General features: G+C 64.6%; 22 protein-coding genes. 7 read left to right on the forward strand and 15 right to left on the reverse strand.

Translation table 11 applies throughout. The features are described from left to right. Positions 1-85: 85 nt before the first annotated feature. From BH93_RS08440 to BH93_RS08455, 4 genes are read right to left on the reverse strand one after another with little or no spacing between them, the layout of a single operon-like run. Positions 86-778, reverse strand: a complete 693-nt coding sequence (locus tag BH93_RS08440; RefSeq protein WP_032403035.1) for an ABC transporter permease — start codon at positions 776-778, stop codon at positions 86-88. Continuing rightward, complete coding sequence (locus BH93_RS08445; RefSeq protein ID WP_032403036.1) at positions 775-1,440, reverse strand: ABC transporter permease; 666 nt, start codon at positions 1,438-1,440, stop codon at positions 775-777. The genes BH93_RS08440 and BH93_RS08445 overlap by 4 nt, the downstream gene beginning before the upstream one ends. Next, on the reverse strand, positions 1,437-2,588 hold the full coding sequence (locus tag BH93_RS08450; RefSeq protein WP_037171513.1) for an ABC transporter ATP-binding protein: 1,152 nt from the start codon (positions 2,586-2,588) through the stop codon (positions 1,437-1,439). Before BH93_RS08450 ends, BH93_RS08445 begins: the two co-directional genes overlap by 4 nt. Further along, the gene (locus BH93_RS08455; protein WP_052064826.1) at positions 2,588-3,562 is read right to left on the reverse strand and encodes an ABC transporter substrate-binding protein; all 975 of its coding nucleotides are present in this window, start codon (positions 3,560-3,562) and stop codon (positions 2,588-2,590) included. Before BH93_RS08455 ends, BH93_RS08450 begins: the two co-directional genes overlap by 1 nt. A gap of 206 nt (positions 3,563-3,768) precedes the next feature. On the opposite strand from BH93_RS08455, the gene BH93_RS08460 reads away from it, so the two are divergent. Next, complete coding sequence (locus tag BH93_RS08460) at positions 3,769-4,656, forward strand: glycine betaine ABC transporter substrate-binding protein (protein ID WP_052064825.1); 888 nt, start codon at positions 3,769-3,771, stop codon at positions 4,654-4,656. On the opposite strand, the gene BH93_RS08465 is transcribed toward BH93_RS08460, so the two are convergent. From BH93_RS08465 to BH93_RS08475, 3 genes are read right to left on the reverse strand one after another with little or no spacing between them, the layout of a single operon-like run. Next, on the reverse strand, positions 4,612-5,565 hold the full coding sequence (locus BH93_RS08465; protein WP_037171512.1) for an alpha/beta hydrolase: 954 nt from the start codon (positions 5,563-5,565) through the stop codon (positions 4,612-4,614). The two genes, BH93_RS08460 and BH93_RS08465, sit on opposite strands and share 45 nt — an antisense overlap. 12 nt (positions 5,566-5,577) lie before the next feature. Next, entirely contained in the window at positions 5,578-6,411 is an 834-nt protein-coding gene (locus BH93_RS08470) for an SDR family NAD(P)-dependent oxidoreductase (RefSeq protein WP_032403040.1), read from the reverse strand. Further along, positions 6,408-7,979, reverse strand: coding sequence for a flavin-containing monooxygenase (locus BH93_RS08475; protein WP_037171511.1), 1,572 nt, complete (start codon positions 7,977-7,979; stop codon positions 6,408-6,410). Before BH93_RS08475 ends, BH93_RS08470 begins: the two co-directional genes overlap by 4 nt. A gap of 69 nt (positions 7,980-8,048) precedes the next feature. Here BH93_RS08475 and BH93_RS08480 point away from each other — a divergent pair, with 69 nt between their 5' ends. Continuing rightward, positions 8,049-8,699, forward strand: coding sequence for a TetR/AcrR family transcriptional regulator (locus BH93_RS08480; protein WP_037171507.1), 651 nt, complete (start codon positions 8,049-8,051; stop codon positions 8,697-8,699). Positions 8,700-8,972: 273 nt separating this feature from the next. Here the strand turns inward: BH93_RS08480 and BH93_RS08485 are convergent, their stop codons facing one another. The 6 genes from BH93_RS08485 to BH93_RS08510 all read right to left on the reverse strand — a co-directional run bounded on the left by BH93_RS08485 (position 8,973) and on the right by BH93_RS08510 (position 20,421). Then, a complete protein-coding gene (locus tag BH93_RS08485; RefSeq protein ID WP_080738948.1) occupies positions 8,973-12,794 on the reverse strand; it encodes a multifunctional oxoglutarate decarboxylase/oxoglutarate dehydrogenase thiamine pyrophosphate-binding subunit/dihydrolipoyllysine-residue succinyltransferase subunit in 3,822 nt (1,273 codons plus the stop codon). A 110-nt stretch (positions 12,795-12,904) separates the two neighbouring features. Further along, complete coding sequence (locus BH93_RS08490) at positions 12,905-16,633, reverse strand: ABC transporter ATP-binding protein (protein WP_165712918.1); 3,729 nt, start codon at positions 16,631-16,633, stop codon at positions 12,905-12,907. A gap of 231 nt (positions 16,634-16,864) precedes the next feature. Beyond that, on the reverse strand, positions 16,865-17,635 hold the full coding sequence (locus tag BH93_RS08495) for an ABC transporter permease (protein ID WP_032403829.1): 771 nt from the start codon (positions 17,633-17,635) through the stop codon (positions 16,865-16,867). Further along, entirely contained in the window at positions 17,632-18,708 is a 1,077-nt protein-coding gene (locus BH93_RS08500) for an ATP-binding cassette domain-containing protein (RefSeq protein WP_037172313.1), read from the reverse strand. Before BH93_RS08500 ends, BH93_RS08495 begins: the two co-directional genes overlap by 4 nt. A 110-nt stretch (positions 18,709-18,818) precedes the next feature. Beyond that, entirely contained in the window at positions 18,819-19,658 is an 840-nt protein-coding gene (locus BH93_RS08505; protein WP_037172301.1) for an LLM class F420-dependent oxidoreductase, read from the reverse strand. A gap of 43 nt (positions 19,659-19,701) precedes the next feature. Next, complete coding sequence (locus BH93_RS08510; RefSeq protein ID WP_052064919.1) at positions 19,702-20,421, reverse strand: hypothetical protein; 720 nt, start codon at positions 20,419-20,421, stop codon at positions 19,702-19,704. 97 nt (positions 20,422-20,518) lie between these two features. Here BH93_RS08510 and BH93_RS08515 point away from each other — a divergent pair, with 97 nt between their 5' ends. After that, entirely contained in the window at positions 20,519-21,373 is an 855-nt protein-coding gene (locus BH93_RS08515; RefSeq protein ID WP_037172300.1) for a helix-turn-helix domain-containing protein, read from the forward strand. After that, the gene (locus BH93_RS08520) at positions 21,370-21,750 is read left to right on the forward strand and encodes a VOC family protein (RefSeq protein WP_037172299.1); all 381 of its coding nucleotides are present in this window, start codon (positions 21,370-21,372) and stop codon (positions 21,748-21,750) included. The genes BH93_RS08515 and BH93_RS08520 overlap by 4 nt, the downstream gene beginning before the upstream one ends. 19 nt (positions 21,751-21,769) lie before the next feature. Here BH93_RS08520 and BH93_RS08525 read toward each other — a convergent pair whose 3' ends face one another. Together BH93_RS08525 and BH93_RS08530 are read right to left on the reverse strand one after the other, a co-directional pair. Beyond that, a complete protein-coding gene (locus tag BH93_RS08525) occupies positions 21,770-22,786 on the reverse strand; it encodes a glutathione S-transferase family protein (RefSeq protein WP_052064918.1) in 1,017 nt (338 codons plus the stop codon). A 66-nt stretch (positions 22,787-22,852) separates the two neighbouring features. Next, positions 22,853-23,596 (reverse strand): GNAT family N-acetyltransferase, encoded by a 744-nt coding sequence (locus BH93_RS08530; RefSeq protein WP_037172297.1) that lies wholly within the window; start codon positions 23,594-23,596, stop codon positions 22,853-22,855. Positions 23,597-23,769: 173 nt separating this feature from the next. Between BH93_RS08530 and BH93_RS08535 the strand changes: the two genes are divergently transcribed. The 3 genes from BH93_RS08535 (at position 23,770) to BH93_RS08545 (ending at position 26,363) form a co-directional block, all read left to right on the forward strand. Further along, positions 23,770-23,973 (forward strand): cold-shock protein, encoded by a 204-nt coding sequence (locus tag BH93_RS08535; protein ID WP_008714360.1) that lies wholly within the window; start codon positions 23,770-23,772, stop codon positions 23,971-23,973. 305 nt (positions 23,974-24,278) lie between these two features. Beyond that, entirely contained in the window at positions 24,279-24,899 is a 621-nt protein-coding gene (locus BH93_RS08540; protein WP_242459157.1) for a PadR family transcriptional regulator, read from the forward strand. A 9-nt stretch (positions 24,900-24,908) separates the two neighbouring features. Continuing rightward, positions 24,909-26,363, forward strand: coding sequence for a DHA2 family efflux MFS transporter permease subunit (locus BH93_RS08545; RefSeq protein ID WP_037172295.1), 1,455 nt, complete (start codon positions 24,909-24,911; stop codon positions 26,361-26,363). The last annotated feature ends 80 nt before the right edge of the window (positions 26,364-26,443 follow it).

Consider the following 26,443-nt stretch of genomic DNA (forward strand, 5'->3'; position numbering starts at 1 on the left):
AACGGAAAAAACACCGGCGAACCCAGCCCTACCAGGGCCAGTGGTTCGCCGGTGTCTTTCGTTCGAAGACGCCTATCGAGTTCTCTCAGACCTTCGCCAGTCCGGTCGGCATCCGGCGCAGCCGGCCGGTTCCCGGAACGGAGGTCCACACTGCGAGAGCGAGCAGTCCGTCGACGACGAGGGTCAACACGGCCACCAGGATCGCGCCGACCAGAACCCGCTGGTAGTCGTACAAGGCCAGGCCGTCGAAGATGTAGCGGCCGAGCCCGCCGAGGTTGACGTAGGCCGCGATCGTTGCGGTGGCGATGATCTGGAGAGTGGTGTTGCGGAGTCCGCCGAGGATCAGGGGGAGCGCATTCGGAATCTCGACCCGAAGCAGCACCTGGGTTTCCGTCATGCCCATCGCCCGGGCGGCGTCCACCACGTTCGCGTCGACGTTGGCGATACCGGAGTACGTCCCGGCCAGCAGCGGCGGGATACCGAGCAACACCAGCGCGATGATCGGCGGCACCAGCCCCAACCCGATCACCAGAACCAGGAACACCAGGATGCCGAGGGTGGGCAGCGAACGCAGTGCGTTGACGAGGCCGACGATGACCGCTTCGCCGCGTCGTAGATGACCGATCAACAGGCCGATGGGTACGGCGATCACTGCCGAGAGCAACACCGCCAGCAAGCTGTACCACATGTGTTCGATCAGCCGTGCGCCGATTCCCGTTGGCCCCGACCAGTTTCCGCCGTCGAGGATGTACGAGAACGCCTCCGAGAACAGATTCATGCGCGTGCCTTCTTTTTCGACGAGCCCGTGCCGAGGCGCGTCCACGGGGTGAGTCGACGACCCAGTAGGAACAGGGCTGCGTCGAACACCAACGCCAGGAACACGATCGAAATGATGCCCGCGAATATCTGGTCGGGGTAGTCACGCTGGTAGCCCTGCGTGAACAGCTGACCGAGGCCGCCGATACCGATCACCGAGCCCACCGAGACCAGTGAGATGTTCGTGACCGCCACGACCCTGATGTTGGCGATGAGTACCGGAAGTGCCAGTGGCAGTTCGACGGTCACTGCTCGGCGCAGTGTCGAGTAGCCCATCGCCTCGGCGGAATCGACGACGGCGAACGGTACCGAGTCGAGTGCCTCGGGAACTGCGCGCACCAGCAGTGCCGTCGAGTAGACGGCCAGAGCGATCACGACGTTCAGCGGATCGAGAACGGGCAGACCGACCACTGCCGGGATGGTGACGAACAGGGCCAGCGACGGAAGGGTGAACGCAATACTGGCCACCGTCAACGTGATTCGGCGAACCCAGCGGGTGTTGCGAATGACGGTGCCGAGCGGGATGGCGATCAACAGTCCGACGAACAGCGGGACGAGCGAGAGATACAGGTGTGTCTTCGTGTAGCCGAGAACGACATCGAAATTGTCGAACAGCCAGGTCACTGGTCTGTGTCCCCGGCCGCGAGGAAGTGGTGCCGGTTGCGCTCGGAGTCCTCGGACTTGCGTTGTGCAGCAAGGTTTTCGAGTATCTCCGCGCCGTCGACACTGCCGACCGCCGCCCCGGACGAATCGACCGCAACCCCGATGCCCGAGGGTGACGAGATCGCCGAGTCGAGTGCCTGGCGCAGATCTCCGCCCTCGAGGAACAACGACCCGCCCGCCGCCGTGCTCTCGTCGATGCTTCGGCCGTCGCGCACCTTCTCGACGCCGGTAGCGTCGATCCACCCGAGCGGACGACGCTGCGAGTCGACCACCAATACCCATTGCCCCTGGTCGAGTCGAAGACTGCTCACCTCGTCCTGCACGGCCGTGTGGATGGGGTGCATCGTCACCGACTGCGCCGACCGGAACGACAGGCCTCGGTAACCACGGTCGCGACCGACGAAACCGGCCACGAACGGGGTGGCAGGGGCAGCGAGAACGGTCTCGGGCTTGTCGTACTGCTGCAGTCGGCCCTGTGGTCCGAAGACCGCGATGTGATCACCGAGCCGGACGGCTTCGTCGATGTCGTGGGTGACGAAGACGATCGTCTTCTTCAGATCGGCCTGTAGGCGCAGCATCTCGGTCTGCAGTTCCTCACGAACCACCGGGTCCACCGCGCTGAAGGGCTCGTCCATCAACAGGATCGGCGGGTCGGCGGCCAGTGCTCGGGCCACCCCCACCCGCTGTTGCTGCCCACCGGACAGTTGCGCGGGGTAGCGCGAGGCGAACGCCGGGTCCAGGCCGACACGCTCGAGGACGTCGAGTGCAGCTTTCCGTGCTGCGCGACGAGATTCGCCGTTGAGCACGGGCACCGTGGCGACGTTGTCGACGACGGTGCGATGCGGAAGCAATCCGGCACTCTGGATGACGTAGCCGATGCCCCGACGCAATTTCACGGCATCGGTGTCGGCGATGTTGCGTCCGTCCACCGTGATCACGCCCGAGGTGGGGGTGATCATGCGGTTGATCATCCGCATCGAGGTGGTTTTGCCGCAACCGGACGGCCCCACGAACACGGTGAACGAGTGTGGCTCGATCACCAGGTCCAAGGAGTCGACCGCCGTGGTGCCGTCCTGATACGTCTTGTTGACGTGCTCGAAGGTGATCATCAGCTGACCGGCTGGTCCAGGCCCTTGTCCTTGACCCACGCCGCTGCTGCTGCCGCCGGCTCGACCTTCTCGTCACCGGACACCGAGGTGTTCAGCGCGATCAGCTCGTCGGTGGTGATCTGCGCCGACACGGCGTCGAGAACCTGGGTGAGCTTGTCGGACTGCTTGGCCGTACGCAGCACCGGGATGATGTTCTGGGCGGCGAAGTTGTTCTCCGGGTCCTCGAGCACCACCAGATCGTTCTGCGCGATCGCAGGCGAGGTCGTGAAGATATCCGCGGCAACGACCTGTCCGGAGACCAGAGCCTCGACGGTGGCAGGCCCGCCGCCGTCCGAGATCGGGATGTAGTTGCCGGCCGAGATGTCCAGGCCGTACTTGTCGCGCAGACCCGGCAGACCGCCGACGCGCTCCTGGAATTCGGGAGTGCCGGCGAAGGTCACGTCCGAGGAAAACGGCGCGAGGTCGCCGATGGTGGTGAGGTTGCGCTCGGTGGCGGTCTGACGAGTGACGACGACGGCGTCCTTGTCCTCGCCGGGGGCCTGGGCCGTCACGGTGAGGTCGTCGCCCAGTGCTGCGGGCAGGGCCGCCAGCACGTCTTCGGAGGACGTGGCGGTCGCGGACTCGTCCAAGTACTGCAGCAGGTTGCCGGTGTAGTCGGGAATCATGTCGATCGACCCGTCACGCACTGCGGGGATGTAGGCCTCGCGGCTGCCGATGTTGAGCTTGGTGCTCACCTCGAAACCGTTGGCGCGCAGCGCCTCGGCGTAGATGTTCGCCACGGTTTCCGACTCGGGGAAGTTGGCGGAGCCGATGATGATGGAGTTCGTGTCGCTGTTGGTCTCGCCGCCACCGCTGGAGAGTGGATCCGAATTGCCGCCGCAGGCGGTCAGGGCGGTGACCGAGAGAGCGAGTGCGGCAACAGCTGCCACCGCCCTCGGAGCGGAGAACGCACGCGTGATTCGGGAGGTGGTCATGGTGTCCTTCCATCGGTTCGGGCACAGTCCTACCCATTTCCCCCGATCGGCCCCTGGGGGCGTCGGAAGAACCAGGACTCGGGCTGCTCGGGATGGTAGTCGAAATCAGCGTGCCCATAAGGTTGGTTCGACTACCGTCTCGTTCGCACTAGTGCCCCGCGGTCGGGATCGGTAAACCACACGGGCAGTGAACAGGAGAAAATACAGTGCGTTCGTCGGTTCTGGCCACGGCGGTGGTGGTGTCGATCGCCGGACTCCTCGGCGGCTGCAGTACCGCCGAGTCGGCCGACCCTGCTGCTGAGGCCATCGTCGTCGGATCCGGCAGCTCGGACATCTCCCAGTTGCTCGCGCAGATCTACGCCGGTGGGTTGCGCTCGACGGGGGTGGACGTCGAAGTGAAGGACGGCCTCGGTGATCGGGCCGACTACCTCGCAGCCCTCGATCGCGGCGAGGTGTCCATGGTTCCCGACCTGACCGGCGACCTGTTGCGCACCTTCGACACGCTCGCCGGCGCAACCGAGGCCGAGGACGTGTTCACCGAGCTGAACCGCTCACTGCCCGCCGGATTGTCGGTGGGGGACTACGCGACGGCCGAGGATCGATTGGCGATTGCAGTAGCTCCCGACTCGGCGTCGGACGACGGGGAGACGGTGACGGACTTTCTTCGTCGGGAAGATGTGACAGTGGGGACGGTCGAGGGAGAGGTACATCCGATGGACGTGAGGACAGAGAGTGTGGGCAGCCCGAGCTTCACCGGGGCCGGATTCTCGGAGTTCATGGTGTACCCGGACGCAGAGTTCGCCATCGACGACCTGAATGCGGGTGCTGTGGATGCACTCGCAATTCGCACCGCGTCGTTCGGCCCGCTGGCGAAGGATCTGACAACACTGCCCGACGACGAGCACGTCTATCCAGCGCAGAATGTCGTTCCGCTCTACCGCAACGGGGTGCTGAGCGAGAGTGCTCTGAGGTCGTTCTCGGTGGTGGCGGGGGAGCTGACGACAGCGGACCTCGCCGACATGATCGGCGAGGTCCGTGGTGGTGTTGCGTCAGGCGATGTCGCTGGCCGCTGGCTCGGTGAGCACAATCTGTGAGGCATCGTTCGTCGAGGCCCTGACCTTGCGGCCCAGATAAGCGCCCATGTGCTGGACGGCCTCGGCCGCCTCACGCAGGATCGACGCCTGCAGATGAGCCACGTGCCAGAGCTTCTTGTACTCCACGTGTTCGAGCTCTGCGCCGGACAGGCGCAGCTGGTCCGCGAACGCGGTGATCTGTGCGTACAGGACCTCGTCGGTGCCGACGTGCATGACGATCGGGGGCAGGCCGTCCAGGTTTCCCAGAAGTGGTGCGAAGCCCTGATCGAGCGGATCGCCCGCGCCCAGATACGCATCGGCCGAGCTGTAGGACCAGCCTGTGTTGACCACCAGATCGCGATCCTTCGGGGCGTCGCGCGCACCGGGATCGACCCACGGCGAGATCAACCCGAGGGCAGCCGGGCTCGTCCCGTCGTCCACCAGACGTCGGGCGGTGGCGACCGTCAGACCGCCGCCGGCCGAATCGCCCGCGATGGCAATGCGATCCGGGGTGAAGCCGTGGACACGAACCAGCTCGCGGAATGCCGCCACGGCGTCGTCCAGACCGGCCGGGTACGGATTCTCCGGTGCCAGCCGGTAGTCGAGCACGTAGACGGCACTGGCCGATTCCCGGGCCAGGTGCGCGGCCAAGGAGCGGTGCGTGTTGATCGATCCGATCGTGTACGCGCCGCCGTGGAGATACAGAATCGCGGTGTCGCGTTCGGTCGCACCGACGGTGACACGCTCGGCTTTGCGGCCCGCGAGCGTCAACTTCTGCGCGACGGTTCCGTGCGGGAGCGTCTGCAGCGGAGCCCCGGCTTCGAGGATCATTCGCTGGGTGCGAAACGAGAACCGCGGATTCAGCGCGAGGCGATAGAACGGCTTCAGTGCGGCCGCAACGATCGGCAGGGGAACGTAGAAGGCTTTCACGACGCGACCCGCCTACTTCTTGGTGCGCGGCAGCGCACGCCTGGAGACGGCGACGATCAGGCCCTGGTATCGCGAGCCGGTGATGCGCTGCAGGAGATCGAGGGCGATCGCATCGGAGCCGATCAGCACGCGTCCCTTGCCCTTCTCGACACCCTTGAGGATGGTCTTGGCCGCGTCGAGCGGGGTGGTCTTGGCGAGCTTGGTGTCGAAGAACTTCGCGAAGTCCGCCTGGTCGTAGTTCTCGGCGACGGTGGCGTTGCGCGCGATGGCGGTCTTGATGCCGCCGGGGTGGACGACGGTCACCTTCACCGGTGCCTTGGAGATCAGCATTTCCATGCGTAGCGACTCGCTGAACCCACGGACGGCGAACTTCGCTGCGTTGTACGCGGACTGCGACGGGATCGCCAGCAGGCCGAAGAGGCTGGAGATATTGATGATGTGGCCGTCGCCGGAGGCCTGGATGTGCGGCAGAAATGCCTTGGTGCCGTTGACGACTCCCCAGAAGTCCACGTCGACGATGCGCTCGATGTCCTTGAACGAGGACTTGTCGACGTCACCGTGGTACGCGATGCCTGCGTTGTTGTAGATCTGGTTGACCTTGCCGAAGTGCGCGACAACGGCCTCGGCGTAATCGAGGACGGTCTCGCGCTGGGAAACATCCAGGAAATCCGACTTGACCTCGGCACCGAGTGCCTCGACTCGTCGGACCGTCTCGTCGAGTCCGGCGGTGTCGACGTCGGACAGTGCCAGTTTCGCTCCACGCCCGGCCAACTCGAGGGCCAATGCCCGGCCGATTCCCGAGCCCGCGCCGGTGACGACGGCTACCTTGCCTGTGAATGTGCTCATCGAGCGGCCACCTTGTCTGTGTTGTTGCCGGTGCCGGTGTCTGCCGACGATCCGGAGGAGAGGTCTGCGCTGGCGACGCTACGGTACGCATCCAGATCGAACTGCTTGGTCATTCTGCGGAACTCGAACGTGAAGCCCGGCCACAGTGTCGTGTTGTTGCCGTGCTTGTCGAGGTACCAGCTGGCGCACCCGCCGTTCATCCAGACGCTCTTGGAGAGCTGGTCCTGCAGCGTCACGTTGTACTCGTCCTGCACGTCCTTGCGCACCTCGATGGTGCCGATGTCGTGCTTGTCGATGGTGTTCAACGCGTCGACCAGGTAGTTGATCTGCGACTCGATCATGAAGACCATCGAGGTGTGTCCGAGGCCGGTGTTCGGCCCCACCAGGAAGAACATGTTGGGGAAGTTCGCCACCGCTGCGCCCTTGTAACCCTGCTGGCCACCGTCGTCGAAGGTTTCGGCCAACGTGCGACCGTCCTTACCGGTGATGCCCTGGTACGCGGGGGAGTCGGTGACGTGGAAGCCGGTGGCGACGACGAGTGCGTCGATCGGCCGCTCGGTGCCGTCCTTGGTCACGATGGATCCTTTGCGGACCTCCGCGATGCCGTCGGTGACGAGATCGACGTTGCTCTGGGCGAGAGCCGGGTAGTACGCGTTCGAGATCAGCATGCGCTTGCAGCCGATGCGGAAGTTCGGCGTCACCTTGGCGCGCAACGCCTTGTCCTTGATCTGGGTGCGCAGGTGGTTCTCCGACGCCCACTGCAGGGGCTTCATGAAGGCCGGAGCCTTGGCCAGTCCGACGACCTGGGTCTCACGCATCGCGTAGATGCCGGCGCGAGAGAGACGTTGGAATCCGGGAACGTGCTTGAAGGCGAAGCGCTCGAGCTTGGTGTACGGGCGGTCGGCGCGCGGGAGGATCCACGGCGCGGTGCGCTGATACACGTCGAGGTGCTGCACCTGGCCTGCGATGGCGGGCACGATCTGGATCGCCGACGCGCCGGTGCCGATGACGGCGACGCGCTTGCCGGCAAGGGAGACGTCGTGGTTCCACTGGGCGGAGTGGAACACATCGCCCTCGAAGTCGTGAATGCCCTTGATGTCGGGCAGGTTCGGCTCACACAGTGCGCCGACGGCCGAGACGACGATCTTCGCGGTGTAGTTACCGGAGGTCGTCTCGACGTCCCAGCGGTTGGTCTCGGCGTTCCATCGAGCCGAGGTCACATCCGTGCCGAACACGTGCTTGTCCATGACGCCGTACTTGCGCGCCACCCCGGCGATGTACTTCTGGATCTCGGGCTGCGTGGAGAACGACCGGGTCCAGTCGGGATTCAGGGCGAACGAGTACGAGTACAGGTGCGACGGCACGTCGCAGGCGGCACCGGGGTAGGTGTTGTCGCGCCAGGTGCCACCGACGTCGTGGCCTCGTTCGATGACGACGAAGTCCTTCTTGCCTGCCTTCGTCAGCTTGATCGCCGCACCGAGGCCGGCGAATCCGCTGCCGATGATCAGCGTATCGACGTGACGCGGCGACGTTGCACGGTCCGAAGTGTCTGTTACGGGAAGACTCATGTAGGGGAGCGTAGAAGCTTATTGAGTGTGAGTCAATAGTTATTGACTAATATTCAGTAGGGTGATTGCATGGCGTACGTGAACAGCCCCGGCGCGACGACGAAGAGGACCAGACTCAGTCCCGAGCAACGCCGAGCTCAGTTGATCGAGCTCGGTACCGAAATGCTGGCAGACCGGCCACTCGAACAGATCTCCGTCGAGGACATCGCAGACCAGGCAGGTGTCTCGCGAGGCCTACTGTTCCACTATTTTTCGTCCAAGCAAGAGTTTCACCTCGAAATAGTCCGCGAGGCCTCCCGGTCGATGATCGAGCGCACCGCCCCCGACCCAGACCTCGAACCTTTCGAGATTCTCCGCGACTCCATCGCCAACTACGTCGACTACGTCACCGAGAAGCGCGACACCTTCATCTCCCTGCTGCGCGGCACCGCGAGCGGAGATCCCCTGATGCGCGAGGTGTTCGAGCAGACCCGCACCACCATGGCCGAGCGCACTCTCGTCCAACTCGCCGGCCTCGACATGGACGTGACCCCCACCATCGACCTTGCCGTCCGAGGCTGGATCGCCTTCGTGGAGGAAGCGACCATCACCTGGCTCCGGGATCCGCACATCAGCCGTGACGAACTCATCGACCTCAATGTCAACGCCTTGCCTGCGGTCGCCCTGGCGCCGGGCATGATCTCCGCACTCCTGGGCACCGACGCCGACACGGACGCCTGACCAGCCCCCAGCGCGCCGTCCCGATCCCGCTGCACGCCCCCGCCCGACCGCCCGCCCCGCCGCCCGCCCCGCCGCCCGCCCCCCGCCCGCGTCAATGGACCCTTGCATCGCTCAGACGTATGCAAGGGTCCATCCACTCGGATCCGGGGTGTACGTGAATGAACCATTGCACTTTTCAGACGTATGCAAGGGTCCATTGACGAGGAACGGGGGCCCAGCAACGACAACAGCGGCCCACTTCCGGAGGAGTGGGCCGCTGTCGTTGTCGGAGATCTAGTCTTCGCCGACTGCCTTGAAGGCCTCGTCAATGATTTCGAGTTGCTCGACGGCGTGTACCTTGCTCGAGCCCGACGACGGTGCGGACATTGCGCGACGGGAGATGCGCTTGATGCCGACCAGCTTCTCGGGCATGAGCTCGGGCAGTGCGAGACCGAAGAACGGCCATGCACCCTGGTTCGCAGGCTCTTCCTGAACCCAACGGAATTCCGTTGCGTTCGGGTAGCTTTCGAGCGCTTCTCGGATCCGACGGACCGGCACGGGGTACAGCTGCTCGACGCGGACGATCGCGACGTCTTCGCGGTTGTCCTTCTGCTTACGAGCGAGGAGCTCGTAGTAGAGCTTGCCGCTGACCATCAGCACTCGCTTGACCGCGCTGCGATCGCCGGTGCCGGTGTCGTAGGTGGGCTCGTCGAACACCGAGTGGAACTTGCCGTCGGTGAAGTCCTCGATGTTGCTCACTGCTGCCTTGTTGCGCAGCATCGACTTCGGGGTGAAGACGATCAGCGGGCGACGAATGCCGTCACGCGCGTGCCTGCGCAGCAGGTGGAAGTAGTTCGCGGGGGTCGAGGGGAGTGCGACGGTCATCGAGCCCTCGGCGCACAGCGTCAGGAAGCGTTCGATGCGTCCGGACGTGTGGTCGGGACCCTGGCCCTCGTGGCCGTGCGGCAGCAGCAGCACGACGTCGGAGAGCTGACCCCACTTGGCTTCACCGGAGGAGATGAACTCGTCGATGATGGACTGAGCGCCGTTGACGAAGTCGCCGAACTGCGCTTCCCACATCACCAGTGCGTCCGGGTTGCCCACGGAGTAGCCGTACTCGAAGCCGACGGCGGCGAATTCGCTCAACGCGGAGTCGTAGACCATGAACTTGCCGGGGTTGTCGCTGCCGATGTTCTGCAGCGGGGTGTACTCGGCACCGGTCTTGCGGTCGATGATCACCGAGTGCCGCTGGGTGAACGTGCCGCGGCGGGTGTCCTGGCCGGAGAAGCGAATATTGCGTCCCTCGTCCACCAGCGATCCGAGTGCCAACAGCTCGCCGAAGGCCCAGTCGACCTTGCCCTCGTGCGCCATCTCGCGACGCTTTTCGAGTACCGGCTTGACGCGCGGGTGCACGTTGAACCCGTCCGGTACGTCGAGGTGGGCATCGCCGATGCGGTGCAGCACGGCCTTGTCGACGGCCGTGGTGAGCTTGGCCGGCAACTGCTGATCGAGTTCGACCGACTCGCTGGGCTCGGGGGTGTACTTCTCGAGTTCGCGTACCTCGTTGAAGACGCGTTCGAGCTGACCCTGGTAATCGCGGAGTGCGTCCTCGGCTTCCTTGAGCGAGATGTCTCCACGGCCGATGAGCGATTCGGTGTAGCTCTTGCGGACGCTGCGCTTGGTGTCGATCACGTCGTACATCGCCGGCTGGGTCATCGAGGGGTCGTCGCCCTCGTTGTGACCGCGACGGCGGTAGCAGATCATGTCGATGACGACGTCCTTGTGGAACTTCTGACGGAAGTCCACCGCCAGCTGAGCGACCCAGGCACAGGCCTCGGGGTCGTCGCCGTTGACGTGGAAGATCGGCGCAGCGATCATCTTGGCCACGTCGGTGCAGTACTCGGACGAACGCGAGAACTCCGGCGACGTGGTGAAGCCGACCTGGTTGTTGACGACGATGTGCACTGTTCCACCGGTGCGGTAGCCCCGCAGATCGGACAGGTTCAGTGTTTCGGCGACGACGCCCTGGCCGGCGAAGGCAGCATCTCCGTGCAGCATCAGCGGCAGGACGGAGTAGCCACCCTGGCCGGTGCCCTTGTCCAGCAGGTCCTGCTTGGCGCGGACGAGGCCTTCGAGAACAGGGTCGACGGCTTCGAGGTGCGACGGGTTCGCGGTGAGCGAGACCTTGATGTCGTTGTCCCCGAACATCTGGATGTACGTGCCCTCGGCACCGAGGTGGTACTTCACGTCGCCGGAGCCGTGTGCGGCGGCCGGGTTCATGTTGCCCTCGAACTCGGTGAAGATCTTCGAGTAGGGCTTGCCGACGATGTTGGCGAGCACGTTCAGCCGGCCGCGGTGCGGCATGCCGATGACGACCTCGTCGAGGGCATATTCCGCGCTCTGGTCGATGACGGAGTCCATCATCGGAATAACCGCTTCCGCGCCTTCGAGCGAGAAGCGCTTCTGCCCGACGTACTTGGTCTGCAGGAACGTCTCGAAGGCCTCGGCGGCGTTGAGCTTGCTCAGGATGTACTTCTGTTGCGCCACAGTCGGTTTGACGTGCTTTGCCTCGACGCGCTCCTGCAGCCACGAGACCTGCTCGGTCTCGAGGATGTGGGTGTACTCGACGCCGACGTGGCGGCAGTACGAGTCGCGCAGCACGCTGAGCACGTCGCGCAGCTTCATCTTGTCCCGGCCGTGGAATCCGCCGACCTTGAACTCGCGGTCGAGGTCCCACAGCGTCAGGTCGTGGCTGATCACGTCGAGGTCCGGATGCATCCGGAACTTGTCCTTGGTGAACTGCAACGGGTCGGTGTCGGCCATCAGGTGACCGCGGTTGCGGTACGCCGCGATGAGCTCGAGCACGCGGGTGTTCTTGTCGACCGTGCCCTCGGGCAGATCCTTGCGCCAGCGAATCGGCTCGTACGGGATCTTGAGCGAGTGGAACAGCTCGTCGTAGAACTCGTCGCTGATCAGCAGGTTGTGGATCGTCTTGAGGAAGTCACCCGACTCCGCACCCTGAATGATGCGGTGGTCGTACGTCGAGGTCAGCGTCATGAGCTTGCCGACGCCGAACTCGGCGAGACGCTCGTCGCTGGCACCCTGGAACTCTGCCGGGTACTCCATTGCTCCGGCGCCGATGATGGCACCCTGGCCGTTCATCAGACGCGGCACCGAGTGCACGGTTCCGATTCCGCCGGGGTTGGTCAGCGAGATGGTGACGCCCTGGAAGTCCTCACCGGTGAGCTTGCCGTCGCGGGCGCGCCGGACGATGTCCTCGTACGCGTTGTAGAACTGCGTGAACGTGAAGTCCTGCGTGTTCTTGATGGCAGCGACGACGAGCGAGCGGTTGCCGTCCTTGCCGGGCAGGTCGATCGCCAGACCGAGGTTGATCGCGGCCGGAGTGACGGCGTTCGGCTTGCCGTCGACCTCGGCGAAGTGGCGGTTCATGTTCGGGAACGCCTTGACGGCCTGCACGATGGCATAGCCGAGCAGGTGCGTGAACGAGATCTTGCCGCCGCGGGTACGCGCGAGGTGGTTGTTGATGACCAGACGGTTGTCCACCATCAACTTCGCCGGAATCGCACGCACACTGGTTGCAGTCGGAATCTGCAACGAGGCCGACATGTTCTTTGCTACCGCTGCTGCTGCGCCGCGCAGGATCTTGCTCGACTCTTCGCCGAATTCGGCTGCTGCCGGGGCTGACTTCGCCGGAGCGACCTTCTTCTCGGCAGGCTTTGCAGCGGCCGCAGGCTTTGCGGGCTCGGCCTTGGGAGCGGCGGCTTTCGGGGCAGCCTTGGTCGCTGCGGCCTTCGGAGCGTCGGCCTTGGGAGCGCTGTCCTTCTGCGGAGCCGAGGCGGCAGGCTTGGCGGGAGGCGCGGGTGCTGCGGGGGGAGCGGACTTGGCCGAACTACCGTTCGAGGCTGCGCCGTTGCCGTTACCGGACGCACCGTTCGAGCTGCCGGCGGTCTCGTCGGTCACGGCCTCGGGGTCGTAACCGGTGAGGAACTCGTGCCAGCTCGCGTCGACGGAGGAAGGGTCTTGCTTGAATCGCTGGTACATCTCGTCGACCAGCCATTGATTTTGTCCGAATTGGGTAGTAGAGCTGCTGCTCACGGCAGTAGTTCGCCTCGTTTCTGTCTTCGTTCCCGTTCAGCGCGCGTACAAGTCCAGGCTAGACCTTTGGTCCAGCTCACGTGCGCCCGGGACGTAGCTGTGATATGTACTCACCGGTAACCATCGGCCTCGTTGTCGATGACTCCTTGGACTATCGAATTATTCCCCCGGTTCGTTTCGGCCGCAGTCCACAACCGGGCGTAGAAACCGCCCTGGGCGCGAAGTTCCGAATGTCGTCCGGTCTCCACGATACGTCCGCCGTCCACGACGACGATCAGATCTGCCCGTGCGGCGGTCGCCAATCGGTGCGCGACCACCACCGCCGTGCGGGTACGAACGACGGCATTGCTCGCCGCGAGGACGGTGCGTTCGGTGGCCGGATCGAGCGTGGCGGTTGCCTCGTCGAGGAGGAGCAGATCGGGGTCGACCAGTTCTGCTCGCGCCAGCGCGATCAGTTGCCGTTGGCCTGCGGAGAGCCCCTGGCCGCGCTCTCCGACGGGTTGGTTCATGCCGCCGCGAAGTGCAGCGATAGTGGTCAGAGCGCCCACCGAGCGGGCCGCGTTCTCGATGTCGGCGCGGCTGGCGTCGGGTCTGCCGTAGGCGATGTTCGACGCGACGGTTCCGGTGAACAGGTGCGCTTCCTGCGGTACGACGCCCAGTCGATGCCGATAGTCGGACAGTCGATAGTCGCGCAGATCGTTTCCGCCGACGCGCACCGATCCGGAGGTCGGATCGTAGAACCGGGCCAGCAGTTTGACCACGGTGGATTTGCCCGCTCCGGTGCGCCCGACCAATGCGACAGTGGTGCCGGCGGGGATGGTGAGAGATACCTCACTCAGTGCGTCGGAGTGAGCTCCGGCATAGCGAAACCCGACGTCGACGAGGTCGATGTCGGCACGGAGGCGTCCGCCAGGAAGCGGGGTCGTGTTCGCGGTCGTGGCGGTTTCGATCGAACTCGTGGTGCGCAACAGATCGCCGATGCGTCCGACGCCGACCCGTGCCTGCTGGTAACCGTCGAACACCTGCGAGAGCTGTTGGATCGGTCCGAAGAGCAGTCCGAGATACAGGACGAACGCCACGAGGGTGCCCGCGGTGGTGGTGCCGGTGGCGATCTGATGTGCGCCGACGAACACGACGACGGCGAGGGCGATGTCGGAGAGCAACGTGATGAGCGGAAAGAACACCGAGATCGCGGTCTGCGAGCGCATTCGGCTGGCCCGGTAACGGTCGGAGCGTTCGGCGAACCGGGATGCGGCGTACTCCTCACGCCGGTACGCCTGTGCGGCTCGTAGGCCTGTGACGTTCTCCTGGAAGTCGGCGTTGACGATCGAGATGCGCTCGCGGGACGTCGAGTACGCCGCCGACGAGATCCGACGGAAGATCACGGTGGCCACGGCGAGGGGCGGCACGACCGCCAAGGCCACCAGGCCGAGAGTGAGGTCTGTGACGAGAAGGGCGGCCGCGATACCGACGACGGTCAACACGCTCACCACAGCGGTCGATGCCCCGGTCTGGATGAACGACGACAGTGCATCGACGTCGGTGGTCATCCGAGTCATGATGCGGCCCGAGAGCTCACGCTCGTAGTAGTCGAGGCCGAGTCGCTGAATGTGCGCGTAGCTGCGAACTCGGAGGCCGAACAGCACTCGCTCGCCTGCCCGCGCAGTGATGACCGTCGTCCAACAGACGACGAACCAACTCGCCGCTGCCAGTACGACGCCGATCGACGTGGCGATCCACAGCGTGTTCGAGTCTCCGCGTGCCACTCCGCTGTCCACCGCGTAGCGAACGAGTGAGGGAAAGGCGATGGAGGCCAACGAGTCGAGTGCGAGCAGAACGACCACGGCGGCGAGCAACATCCGGACCGGGCCGAGCAGTCTCGACAATCGGAATCCCGGGTCGGGTCGACGGAGATCGGAGCCCGATGCGCCCGGGTCCTCGGTTGCCGGAGGCAGGGCCGCGACGGCCGCGGATATGGCGGGTGTCGGTGCCAGCGAGCCGAACGCTCCCGCCATCGCAGTTCCGTGCCCACCGCCGCCTCCGGGCGCTGCGACGCTGTTGGGCTCGGCCGACGATTCTGGCGCGGTCTCGGGCCACAGCGTCTCGGCAGAGGGTTGCTCGATCGGGTCGTGGGCCGGCTCGGTGCCCGGTTCGTCGTCACCACCGGCCAGGAGAGCGCGGAACAACGGGCAGCGTCGGTCGAGTTCGTCGACTGTTCCGGTGTCGATGATCCGACCGTTGTCGAGCACGGCGACGCGGTCGGCCAGTGTCAGGGTCGAACGGCGATGAGCGAGGACGAGAGTCGCGCGCGTCCGGATGCCACGCAACGCGTCGAATATTGCTGCTTCGGTCTCTGCGTCGACGGCGGACGCGGCGTCGTCGAGAATCAGAATTCGCGGTTCCACGAGGAGGGCGCGCGCCAGAGCGATGCGCTGGCGCTGTCCTCCGGAAAGTGTGAGCCCGCGTTCGCCGACCAGGCTGTCGTATCCCTCGGGCAATGCGTCGATGAAGGTGGAGGCCTGCGCCAGGCGCGCCGCGCGCTCGATGTCGTCGGCAGTGGCGTCGGGCCTGCCGAGGGCGATGTTGGCGGCGATGGTGTCGGAGAACAGAAACGGCTCGTCGAACACCAGTGACACCGCCTCGCGCAGTGACGTGGAGTCGAGGTCGTCGATATCGATCGAAGTACCGTCGGACGTCAGCTCGATGTGCCCCTCGGCAGGGCGATAGAAGCGGGGCAGCAGGAGGGCGAGTGCGGTTTTCCCGGAACCCGCATGTCCGACGACGGCAACGGTTTCCCCGGGCGAGATGGTCAGGCTCAGATCGGTGAGTACGTCCCGCTCGGGCTCGAATCCGAACGTCACCTCACGGATGCGAACCCCGAGAGGTCCGTCGGGCAACGAAAGAGGCCGCGCCGGTTCCGGGTCGGTCGGCTCGGTGTCGACCACCTCGTAGACGCGTTCCACGGCCGCGCGCGAGAGCTGGGCCATGATCACCACGGACGAGACGGTCCTGGTGACGGCGGACAGCGTGGCGACGTAGGTCGCGAAGGCCAGGAACGTGCCGATCGTGATGTGGCCCTGCAGCGCGAGGTATCCGCCGAGGGCGATGACTCCGACGAGACCGAGCTGCGGAATGGTGGCCATCGACGGCGCGAACCGCGAGTTGATCTTCGCCGACCGCATGCGCTCGGCGAACAATGTGCGACCGAGCTGTTCGATGCGATCGACCGCGCGGGCTTCCTGACCGAAGCCCTTGACCACTCGAACCCCGGTGACGGTCTCTTCGACATGCTGCGCCAGATCGGCGGCACGTTGTTGAGCAGACCAGGTGGCGGCGAAGAGAGTCGGCCGCATTCGGTAGACCACGATGCTCACCGCGGGAACGATGAGGATTGCGACGACGGTGAGCAACGGCGATAGATACGCCATCACCACCAGGGCGAGGACGAACTGCAGTATCGCTCCGGCCGAGAGCGGCACCATGGCCAGTAGACCCTGGACGAGTTGCAGGTCGGTGATCGATCTCGACACGACCTGGCCGGTACGGATCTCGTCCTGTTTGCGACCGTCGAGCCGCTGCAACGATGCAAGCAGATCCAGACGTAGGTCGTGCTGAACGTCGATCGAGAGCCGGCCGGCGAGCATGCGCCTGCCGAACTGGCAGGCGAATCGCACCAGACCCAACAGTGCGATGGCGACGGCGACCGTGAGAATCACGTCGCCTTTGCCTGCGGTCGCGTCGTCGATCGCCACTCTGGTGAGCAGCGGGAACGAGATGTCGATGACGGCGGCGATCATCGTCACACCCAGTGCGCCCAGCGCCGTGCGCCGGTGCAGCATGCATTGCGCTGTCAGGCGGCGGACCCAACCACGTGGGGCGCTCGACGCTGCGCTGTCGGCCGGGACATCATCACGTGGCGGAACGGACTCGACGAGGGTGCCGTTGTTCGCCGCGTCGCGATCGACTGCCGCGCCGCGGTTCGTCACCGAATTACTGTGTGCCATCGATAAACCAAAGTAGACCCGATCACCGACAGCATTCGTCGGCGATCGCGGGTACCGGTTCCGACCTCAGTCGATGTCGCGGGTGCGGGCCAGAAACCAGCCGCCGCCGGTGAGGATCGCGGCCCACAATGCGAGCCCCAGCGGTGCCCACGGCCACGACGCCAGATCGCCGGCGTCGTCCAATTGTGTGGCCGCCATCGTCGGCAGGGTCAGGTTCGACGGCAGCACGGTGGCAACAGGTCCCAACCCCACCCCGAAGAGGATCAGCGAGAGCAGACCCTCGCCGAACGGCAGCCAGGCGACGAGCACGATGGCCGCCCACGTCGGAGATTTCAGCAGCAGGCCCAGCCCCGCACCGATGATCGACCACAGCACGACGGCCAGCAGGCACGACGCGACCACACCGATGAACGGGCCGTCGAGCATCACGGTCCGGTCGTTGAAGATCAGCAGACAGATCAGGCTGGCCAGCAGTACGACCAGGCCGTACCCGAGTCCGAACAGAGCGGTGACGATGAGTTTGGCGGCGATCACCCCGTCGCGGCCGCGGGCCGTCAAGAAGCTGGTGGTGATGGTCTTGTGGCGAAACTCGGTCCCGGCATTGACGGCACCGAAGATCCCGGCGAAGAGGATTGCGGCTCCGGCGGCGACGTACAGGCCGATCGAGGCGACACCACCCGAGATATCGAGGTCCTCCTCGTACGGACCCAACTGGTTCGCGATCACCGAGGTGATGACGGACGCGAAGATTCCGACGACGATCGGCGCGATCGCGAGTGCCCACCAGAACTTCAGCGTCGTGACCTTGCGGATCTCCGACGTCAGCAGCGCATTCATCGCCGGCCTCCGTTCCAATTCTGCGGCGGTCCGTATTCGGGCGGAGGTGGGCCGTAACCCGGAGGTGGGCCGTAACCCGGAGGCGGACCGTAGTTCGGCGGTGGTGCATAACCCTGCGGTTGTCCCGGCGGCGGCCCGTACGGATTCTGACCGACCGGTGCCGCGGTGTACTGCCCCGCCGTCATCGACAGGAACACCTGCTCGAGATCGACGTGCTCTGCGGTGGTTCCGAACACCGTGACATCGGCGGTTGCGGCGATACGTGTGATCGTGGCCGCGTCGGTGCCTGCGACGCCGATGCGGCCGTCGGGCAGGAGCTGGGTGTCGTTGAGGCCGTTCGATGCCAATGCGATCGCCAGTGTCGCCGGGTCCGATGCCGCCACGAGCACACGGCTCGGGCGGGTGGACCGCAACTGTGCGATCGAGCCCTGATACATCAACGAGCCGGCGCTGACTATCACCAGATTGTCGACGGTCTGCTCGATTTCACGAAGAATGTGACTCGAGATCAGTACCGTCCTCCCCGAGGCCGCGAATGCCTTCAGGAAATCGCGGAGCCAGGCGATGCCCTCGGGGTCGAGACCGTTCGCCGGTTCGTCGAGCACCAGGATTTCGGGGTCTCCGAGCAGGGCTGTCGCCAACGTCAGACGCTGCCGCATGCCGAGTGAGAAGCCGCCTGCGGGGCGGTGGGCGGCATCGCCGAGGCCGACCAGGTGCAGCACGTCGAGGGCGCGGCTGTCGGGCACGCCGATCGCCGCGGTGTAGATCTTCAGGTGATGAGCGGCGCTCCGTTTGGGGTGCATGCTCAGCGAGTCGAGAACGGCTCCCACTGTGTGGGCCGGGTGTATTGCTGCACCGAACGGTGCGCCGTTCACGAGACCGATCCCCGAGGTGGGTGCTACGAGCCCGAGCAGCATGCGCAGCGTGGTGGTCTTACCCGATCCGTTGGGACCGAGGAATCCGGTGACGGTGCCGCGCGGAACGACGAAGCTCAGGTCCGACACCGCCCGAACTGTGCCGAATTGCTTGGTCAGTGCCTGCGCTTCCAGCGCTGCTCCCGAGTAGCTGGTCATCGCTGCGGAATCCCCCTGGCCGTCGAACTGCACGTGTACCGGTTGCACGCGGCAACCGGTACACGAGGCTACGGGGTGAGACCGACGTCGTCGCGGGTGCGGCCCCTGTGTCAGCGAAGCAGCGCGGCGGCGATGTCGCGGTAGGTCTCGAGCGGATCGGCGTCGTCGGGAAGAGAGTGCAGTGTCACGTGCGACGCGCCCGCGGCGAGGTGTTCCTTCAATCGTGCGGCGATCGCGTCGGCCGTGCCGTGCGCCACCAGAGCGTCGATCAGCCGGTCGCTGCCACCGTCCCCGATCTCGTCGTCCGAGTAGCCGAGCCGGTTCAGATTGTTGGTGTAGTTGCGGAGGTGAAGATAGGGGTTGTTCACCGGTGGTCGGCCGATTGCTCGGGCCTTCTGTGGGTCGGATTCGAGAACCACCTTGTGCTCGGGTGCCAAAATCTTGTTCGGCCCCAATGCTTCTCGCGCCTCACGGGTGTGTTCGGGGGTGGTCAGGTACGGATGCGCACCGGCCGTGCGGTCGGCGGCGAGCGCAAGAACCTTGGGGCCGAGCGCAGCGAGGACGCGTCGTTCCACCGGCACTCCTGCGGTGTCGAGATCGTCCAGATACGACACCAGGGCGTCGTATGGCTTGGTGTATTCCTGCGTTGCCTCCGGGTGGCCGGCACCGATTCCGAGGAGGAATCGTCCCGGATGCTTCTTTTCCAACCGGTGATACGACTGCGCGACGTCCGCGGCTGCGTCCGACCAGATGTTGACGATGCCGGTTGCCACCACGACCGTCTCGGTGGCGTCGAGAATCTCTTCGGTGGTGGTCAGATCCGCGGGCGGGGAGCCGCCGAGCCAGATAGTTCCGTAGCCGAATGACTCGATGGCACGAGACAGTTCGGGAGTGAACGCCGAGTGAAGCCGCCAGACGCCGTACTTGCCGAGTTCAGGTGTGGAAGTCATGTGGGGTTACAACGCCGCACGCTCGCGAAGATTCCGTACATTCTCACTCGTCCGGTTCGATGATCCGGTTTTCCGGGAACCGCGCGGGCGGCGGACCGAAGGCGTCACGCGCGTTCTTGATGACTCCCTTGCCCACCACGCGGTTGCCTGCGCCGCCGATCGCCGCACCGATTCCGGCGGGCAGCATCTTGCCGACCAACAGGGCGCTGCGCTTGGCAAGATATTTGGTGATGAACTTCTTCACGAGGGATTTGTTCATGCTGGCCATCGAGCCGCCGGGGATGCGGGACGTGATCAGCGGACCCCAATTCTTGGCGGTCTTGCCGACCGTGCGCTGCACTATCTGCATGCCCGATTCGCCTAGCGCCACCGACAGCACCAGAGCGCGTCGCTGCTGGTGATTCTCGACGGGAATGCCGTGCACCGATGCGACCGACAACGTCAGTAGTGCCGAGGACTCGATGAAGAAGGCGGTTTCGGCACCCACGGCGGCGAGCGAGGCGACGGTTCCTATTCCGGGAACGGCCGCAGCGCCGCCCACGGCGGAACCACTGCCGGTGACCGCGAGCAGAAATCGCTTCTCGAGCCGTTCGATGATCTGGGCCGGGGTGTCGTACGGGTGTGCCCGACGCACGTGCGCCACGTACTTGTCGACGGCAGGCCCCTGCAGGCGGCTCGCGTTGTCCAGGATGTTGACCAGGGCCCGTTCGAGCTTGCCTCCGCTCGAGATCTCGACCTGAGCGTCCTCTTTGTTGCCTGCCATCGATACCTCTTCCGGTTGCGAACGTCGTTGACGCTAGTCGGGGGAGTTACCCGCGAATTCTCCGTTGCACACGTACGGGGCAATTTAGACTCGCGAAGTGCAGATTCCTCCGAGCGAGGTGGTGTCCGACGGCGCGCGCCGCGCGCCGTGTGCGGCGTTGCGCCCGTTCGTGCGGCCGTACGAGGGGTATCGGACGCGTGGGTTGGCACCGGGTGAGCACGTGGGAATGCCGGGCCCTTATTTGACGGTCATCGTGGCGATGGAGCCGAGTCTGGAGATCGCCAGGGCTCCGCGTCAGGGTGCGGGCGTATTCGAGACGCTGGCGAGCGGAATCACCACCTCGCCGGTGACGATCGTGCACAACGGCAATCAATCGGGAATCCAGTTGTCGTTGACGCCGCTCGGCTCGAGAGCCTTGCTGGGAGTCCCCGCAGCAGAGCTGGGGGAGTGGCTGGTCGACCTCGACGAAGTGCTGGGCGCAGACGCGGTCGAACTCCGTGAGCGAGTTTGTGCGGCTCCGGAGTGGGCGGCTCGTTTCGATGTGGTGGACGAGATCTTGTTGCGTCGCCTTCGAGAGTGCGAAGTCGATTCCCGGTTGATCGGGGCGTGGCACGCACTCACTTCGGGTTCGGTTCCGAAGGTCGCGGACGTTGCGCTCGATATCGGTTGGAGCAGAAGATATTTGGTGTCGAAGTTCAGTTCGGAGTTCGGTGTCGGTCCGAAGGAAGCGGTGCGTATCGCTCGTTTTTATCGTTCGCATCGACGGTTGCGTGATCCGGCCTGTTCCGACCTCGCTGCGGTGGCATCCGAATGCGGCTTCTACGACCAGCCGCACATGAACCGCGAATGGCGTGTGATGGCGGGTATGTCGCCGACGACGTGGCGCGAGCGCGAGATGTTCTCATTTTTCCAAGACTCCGCGGCCGGTGACGAGGAGGGTATCGGTTCATGACGACACATATCTGGCCCACTCTGAAATACGACAACGCACGCGACGCCATCCGATTCATCGTCGACGTGTTGGGATTCGAGGAGCGCGCGGTGTACGGCGAAGGCGACCGCGTCGATCATGCGGAACTGCGCTGGCCCGAGGGTGGTGGGGTGATGCTGGGCAGTGTGCGCGACGAGGGTGCCATCGGCGAGATGCCGCCGGGCGTCGGTTCGATCTACATCGTCACCGACGACCCGGACGGCATCCACGATCGCATCGTTGCGGCGGGCGGCAATGTCACGCAGGGGTTGCGCGACGAGGATTACGGCAGCCGCGGTTTCACCTGTCGCGACGCCGAAGGGGTCTACTGGAGTTTCGGCACCTACGCCGGGGGTTAGGCCCCACCCCGCGTGTCGGTTACTTCACCCAGTGCTCGGGCGGGACCAGTTCGTCCGGCTTCGGCGGTGGCGGAGCGGTGCCGTCGCCGAAGGGTGATCCGCCCAGTGATTCCCGCCCGTGCGGCTCCAGCCAGCCTTGTAGATCCGGGCCCTTCGGCACGATGCCCGACGGGTTGATGTCGGTGTGCACCTCGTAGTAGTGCCGCTTGATGTGGTCGAAGTCGACGGTGTCGCCGAACCCGGGGGTCTGAAAGAGGTCGCGGGCGTAGTTCCACAGCACCGGCATTTCGGTGAGTTTGCTGCGGTTGCACTTGAAGTGGCCGTGGTAGACGGGATCGAAGCGCACCAGGGTGGTGAACAGGCGTACGTCGGCTTCGGTGATGTGGTCTCCGACGAGGTAACGCTGCGTGGACAGGCGTTCGACGAGCCAGTCGAGGCGCGCGAACAGTCTGTCGTATGCCTTGTCGTATGCCTCCTGCGAACCGGCGAACCCGCAGCGGTAGACGCCGTTGTTGACGTCTCGGAACACGAGGTCGGCCACCTCGTCGATCTCGCCGCGCAGTGCTTCGGGGTACAGGTCGGGGGCACCGTCTCGGTGGTACTGCGTCCACTCGGTCGACAGATCCAGCGTGATCTGCGGGTAATCGTTGGTCACGACCTCGCCGGTAGGGACGTCGACGATGGCGGGGACGGTGATACCGCGCTCGTAGTCCGGGAACCGGGCGAAGTAGGCGTCCTGCAGCCTCTCGATGTTCAGAACCGAATCGATCCCACCGGGCTCTTCCTGGAAGTTCCAGCTGCGCGGGTCGTGGGTCGGCCCCGGAATGCCCAGGGAGAGAACATCTTCGAGTCCCAGGAGTCGACGTACGATGATGGACCGATGAGCCCACGGGCAGGCGCGCGCAGCAATCAGGCGATACCGTCCCGGCTCCACCGGATAACCGTCTCGGCCATCGGCGGTGATGCGTGTCGGTATGTAGTTGGTGTCGCGCTCGAATTCCTTGCCCGGTTCCACGTATGCGGCGTCATCGGCCATGCTTGTTGCTCCTCACCTCGACTGGTTCTTTCCGACGCTACCCAGTTCGGAGCCTCCTCAACCGGGTCAGGGTCGAACCGCAGCCGTGTGGCACACGCCGATTTCGGTGTATCCCAGCCGCGCGGCGAGGCGTCGGGCAATGGAGTTCTCGGGTCGCGAGCGCCACTGCGGGATCAAGCCCTCGTCGATGGCGTCGTTGGTGGCCAGTCGGCCGACCACCTGAGCGTGACCCCGTCGGCGATGATCCGGGTCGGTCAGGACGCGCATGTCGGCCAGAATCAGCTGCTCTTCCGAGTAGCCGGCCGCGGCGAGGGACCGCGCCGAGTCCGCTGGTCTGTCGTCGCCGAGCAGCGTGAACCAGTTCCGTGAGACGGATTCTCCGAATGCCTCGGCAACGTCGGCATCACTGCACTGCGCCGCCAGGTTGCGGACGTGCACAGCATCGTGGGAGATCAGCGGATCGTGCACATCGATGGAGTGGCCGATGTCCGAGCCGTACGCCAGCGAGTGGGTGCCGATCTCGTAGCGCTCCGAACGGTCGCCGAGAATCGAGGACATCCAGGTTCGGTCCGCACCGGGCCGGCCGGTCATCGAGCGGGAAGCATCCACCGCCCAGGACGGCCCTGCGGTCACAGTGGTCCCGGCCAGTTGCAGCACGGTGATGTTCTCCGTCGACACGAGATGTTCGACGCGGTCGGCGTCGGTGTCGAGGGCCGTGTCGTCCAGGCCCAGTTGTCGACACCAGGCCAGGCGAACGATGTCGAGTTTGTGGGGGTCGAATCGGACGTCGTCGAAGAGGGGGAGATCCACATATCGAGACTAGCCATCACGCCTGTGGGCGACGTTCTGGTTTCACCGTCCAAAAGCAATCTTTCGAACTTTTTTGCCCCCGGTGTTTCGCTCAGCGCCGATAGATGGCAGACTCGCATTTGAGATTAGAGCTTCGACGTGAAGATCTAGCTCGCTTACAGAAGGTTTACAGAATGACGCAGGGCAGTGTGAAGTGGTTCAACGGCGAAAAGGGCTTCGGCTTCATCGAGCAGGATGGTGGCGGACCGGACGTTTTCGTTCATTACTCGGAGATTCAGGGTAGCGGCTTCAAGTCGCTCGACGAGGGCCAGCGCGTGGAGTTCGAGGTGGGCCAGGGTCAGAAGGGCCCCCAGGCTACCGGCGTCCGCGCCATCTGATTCAAGCTTCGTAACCCGATTTCTCCTGGCGGAGTGACCTTCTCGAAGTAATCTCCACCAGAAACTCGGTGACAAGGCCGGATACACGGAAGAAATTCCGAGTATCCGGCCTTCGTCTGTTCTAGCGGGACATCGACTACGGTCGGTGTCCTTTTGCGTTCTCGATAGTGCATGTGTGCAGTATGTCCGTTTGATGCCCAGGTCAGAGCATTGTCCGGGTTGCTCTTCATCGAACCATCACCGTATATTCCAACTGGAATAATTCGATTGGGATATCGAGATGGGGGGCGATGCGAGGGGATGCAGTGAATCCGCTGGGGGTCTCGGTCCTCGCCCTGCTCTCGGAGGGGCCGATGCATCCCTACGAGATGTATCAGCTCCTTCTCGAGCGCAAAGAGGACCGAATCGTCAAGATCCGCCCCGGTTCGCTGTATCACGCAGTTGCTCGACTCCACGGGCGGGAGTTGATCACCGAGGTCGGCACCGACCGCGGGGGAAATCGTCCCGAGCGCACGACCTACGAGATCACCCCCGCCGGTAGGCGGGTCCTCGTCGATCGGCTCGCCGAGATCCTTCGCTCCCCGGTGCGCGAATATCCACAGTTCACCCTCGGCCTGTCCGAGATGCACAACCTACCGGCGTCCGAGGCGATCGCGTTGCTCCGTGGGCGCATCGAAGACCTGTCGCTCGAGATCGAGGAACTGTCCGGATTCCAGCTCCTGGCGCGAGAACGCAAGTCGTCCGAAATCTACTGGGCTGGAATCGATTACACGTACCACATGCTGGCCGCTGAAGTGAAGTGGTTGACGAGCTACATCGATCGCCTCGACAGCGGCGAGCTCGAGTGGCCGCATGCCATTTCCGCACAGCACGCCACCCTGACCGATCGGCACCGACCACACGACCCCGACACCTCGGGGCACTAGGAGAGCACAATGAACGCCGTCGAGACCGCGCCGTTGCACAACGACATCAGACCGTGGCCCGCCCTGTGGGCGCTGTGCCTGGGATTCTTCATGATTCTGGTGGACACCACCATCGTGGCCGTCGCTCAGCCCGCGATTCTCGCCGGTCTGAACACGGACATCAACAACGTCATCTGGGTCACCAGTGCGTACCTCCTGGCCTACGCCGTTCCATTACTGGTCACGGGTCGGATGGGTGACAAGTTCGGCCCGAAGAACCTGTACATCGCCGGCCTCGTGCTCTTCACCCTCGCGTCCGTGTGGTGTGGACTGTCGGGATCGATCGAGATGCTCATCGCGGCGCGTGCGGTTCAGGGTCTCGGCGCGGCGATGATCACCCCGCAGACGATGGCCGTGATCACTCGTGTGTTTCCGGCGGAGAAGCGCGGAACTGCGATGGGAGCATGGGGCGCAGTCGCAGGCGTCGCGACGCTCGTCGGGCCGATTCTCGGCGGTGTACTGGTCGACTCGCTCGGCTGGGAGTGGATCTTCTTCATCAACGTGCCGGTCGGAATTATCGCAATTGCGTTGGCGCTGAAGTTCGTTCCGGTGTTGCCGACCCACGATCACAAGTTCGATCTACTGGGCGTTGCGCTCAGTGCCATCGGGCTCTTCTGCATCGTCTTCGGCATTCAGGAAGGTCAGAAGTACGACTGGGGTACCGGCGTCTGGGTCCTCATCGGTGTGGGGTTGCTCGTCTTCGCGGGGTTCGTCTACTGGCAGTCCGTGAACACCAGCGAGCCGCTGGTGCCTTTGGCACTGTTCCGCGACCGGAACTTCTCGCTGTCCAACATCGGTATCGCAGCCATGGGCTTCGCGATGTCCGGCATGATGCTGCCGATCATGTTCTACGCGCAGAGTGTCACCGGTTTGACGCCTACCCGATCGGCGCTGCTGTTCGTGCCGATGGCGCTGCTCACCGGAATCCTCGCGCCCAATGTCGGCAAGCTCGTCGACAAGACGCATCCCCGCTACATCGCCGGATCCGGATTGTTCATCCTGGCGGCCGCGCTGCTGTGGTTCGCGTACGAGATGACGCCCACCACCGCGATCTGGAAGCTGCTTCTGCCCATCGCGGCGATGGGCGTGGCGAACGCGCTGATCTGGTCTCCGTTGGCGGCCACCGCAACTCGTAACCTGCCGATGAGTCAGGCGGGCGCGGGCTCGGGCATCTACAACACCACCCGCATGATCGGCTCGGTACTCGGTAGCGCCGGCATCGGCGCGCTCATCCAATCGCGCTTGGCCGCCGAACTACCTACCGGTGGATCAGCTTCGGGCGCAAACGAATTCGCCGGCCGCGTCCCCGAAATGCTGCGCGACGGATTCACCACCGCCATGTCGCAGTCGCTGATTCTGCCCGCCGCCGTGCTGATCGTCGGCATGATCGCGGTCTGCTTCTACGCCCGGCCCGCGTTCAAGTAAGTGCCTGCGGCAGTGGTGTGGCTCCGATCCCTGGTCGCTCCGCAGGCTCCGCTCCTGTGTGCCCCTTGCGGCACATAACC

The sequence above is a fragment of the Rhodococcoides fascians A25f genome (assembly GCF_000760935.2).
Lineage (GTDB): Bacteria > Actinomycetota > Actinomycetes > Mycobacteriales > Mycobacteriaceae > Rhodococcoides.

What these genes read in the sequence shown, in the direction of transcription:
- BH93_RS08440 (WP_032403035.1), bottom strand. Translation starts at nt 778, where the DNA reads ATGAATCTGTTCTCGGAGGCGTTCTCGTACATCCTCGACGGCGGAAAC.
- BH93_RS08510 (WP_052064919.1), bottom strand. Translation starts at nt 20,421, where the DNA reads ATGGCAGGCAACAAAGAGGACGCTCAGGTCGAGATCTCGAGCGGAGGC.
- BH93_RS08475 (WP_037171511.1), bottom strand. Translation starts at nt 7,979, where the DNA reads ATGAGTCTTCCCGTAACAGACACTTCGGACCGTGCAACGTCGCCGCGT.
- BH93_RS08520 (WP_037172299.1), top strand. Translation starts at nt 21,370, where the DNA reads ATGACGACACATATCTGGCCCACTCTGAAATACGACAACGCACGCGAC.
- BH93_RS08495 (WP_032403829.1), bottom strand. Translation starts at nt 17,635, where the DNA reads ATGAATGCGCTGCTGACGTCGGAGATCCGCAAGGTCACGACGCTGAAG.
- BH93_RS08505 (WP_037172301.1), bottom strand. Translation starts at nt 19,658, where the DNA reads ATGACTTCCACACCTGAACTCGGCAAGTACGGCGTCTGGCGGCTTCAC.
- BH93_RS08545 (WP_037172295.1), top strand. Translation starts at nt 24,909, where the DNA reads ATGAACGCCGTCGAGACCGCGCCGTTGCACAACGACATCAGACCGTGG.
- BH93_RS08450 (WP_037171513.1), bottom strand. Translation starts at nt 2,588, where the DNA reads ATGATCACCTTCGAGCACGTCAACAAGACGTATCAGGACGGCACCACG.
- BH93_RS08470 (WP_032403040.1), bottom strand. Translation starts at nt 6,411, where the DNA reads ATGAGCACATTCACAGGCAAGGTAGCCGTCGTCACCGGCGCGGGCTCG.
- BH93_RS08480 (WP_037171507.1), top strand. Translation starts at nt 8,049, where the DNA reads ATGGCGTACGTGAACAGCCCCGGCGCGACGACGAAGAGGACCAGACTC.
- BH93_RS08490 (WP_165712918.1), bottom strand. Translation starts at nt 16,633, where the DNA reads ATGCTGCACCGGCGCACGGCGCTGGGCGCACTGGGTGTGACGATGATC.
- BH93_RS08500 (WP_037172313.1), bottom strand. Translation starts at nt 18,708, where the DNA reads ATGACCAGCTACTCGGGAGCAGCGCTGGAAGCGCAGGCACTGACCAAG.
- BH93_RS08535 (WP_008714360.1), top strand. Translation starts at nt 23,770, where the DNA reads ATGACGCAGGGCAGTGTGAAGTGGTTCAACGGCGAAAAGGGCTTCGGC.
- BH93_RS08525 (WP_052064918.1), bottom strand. Translation starts at nt 22,786, where the DNA reads ATGGCCGATGACGCCGCATACGTGGAACCGGGCAAGGAATTCGAGCGC.
- BH93_RS08455 (WP_052064826.1), bottom strand. Translation starts at nt 3,562, where the DNA reads ATGACCACCTCCCGAATCACGCGTGCGTTCTCCGCTCCGAGGGCGGTG.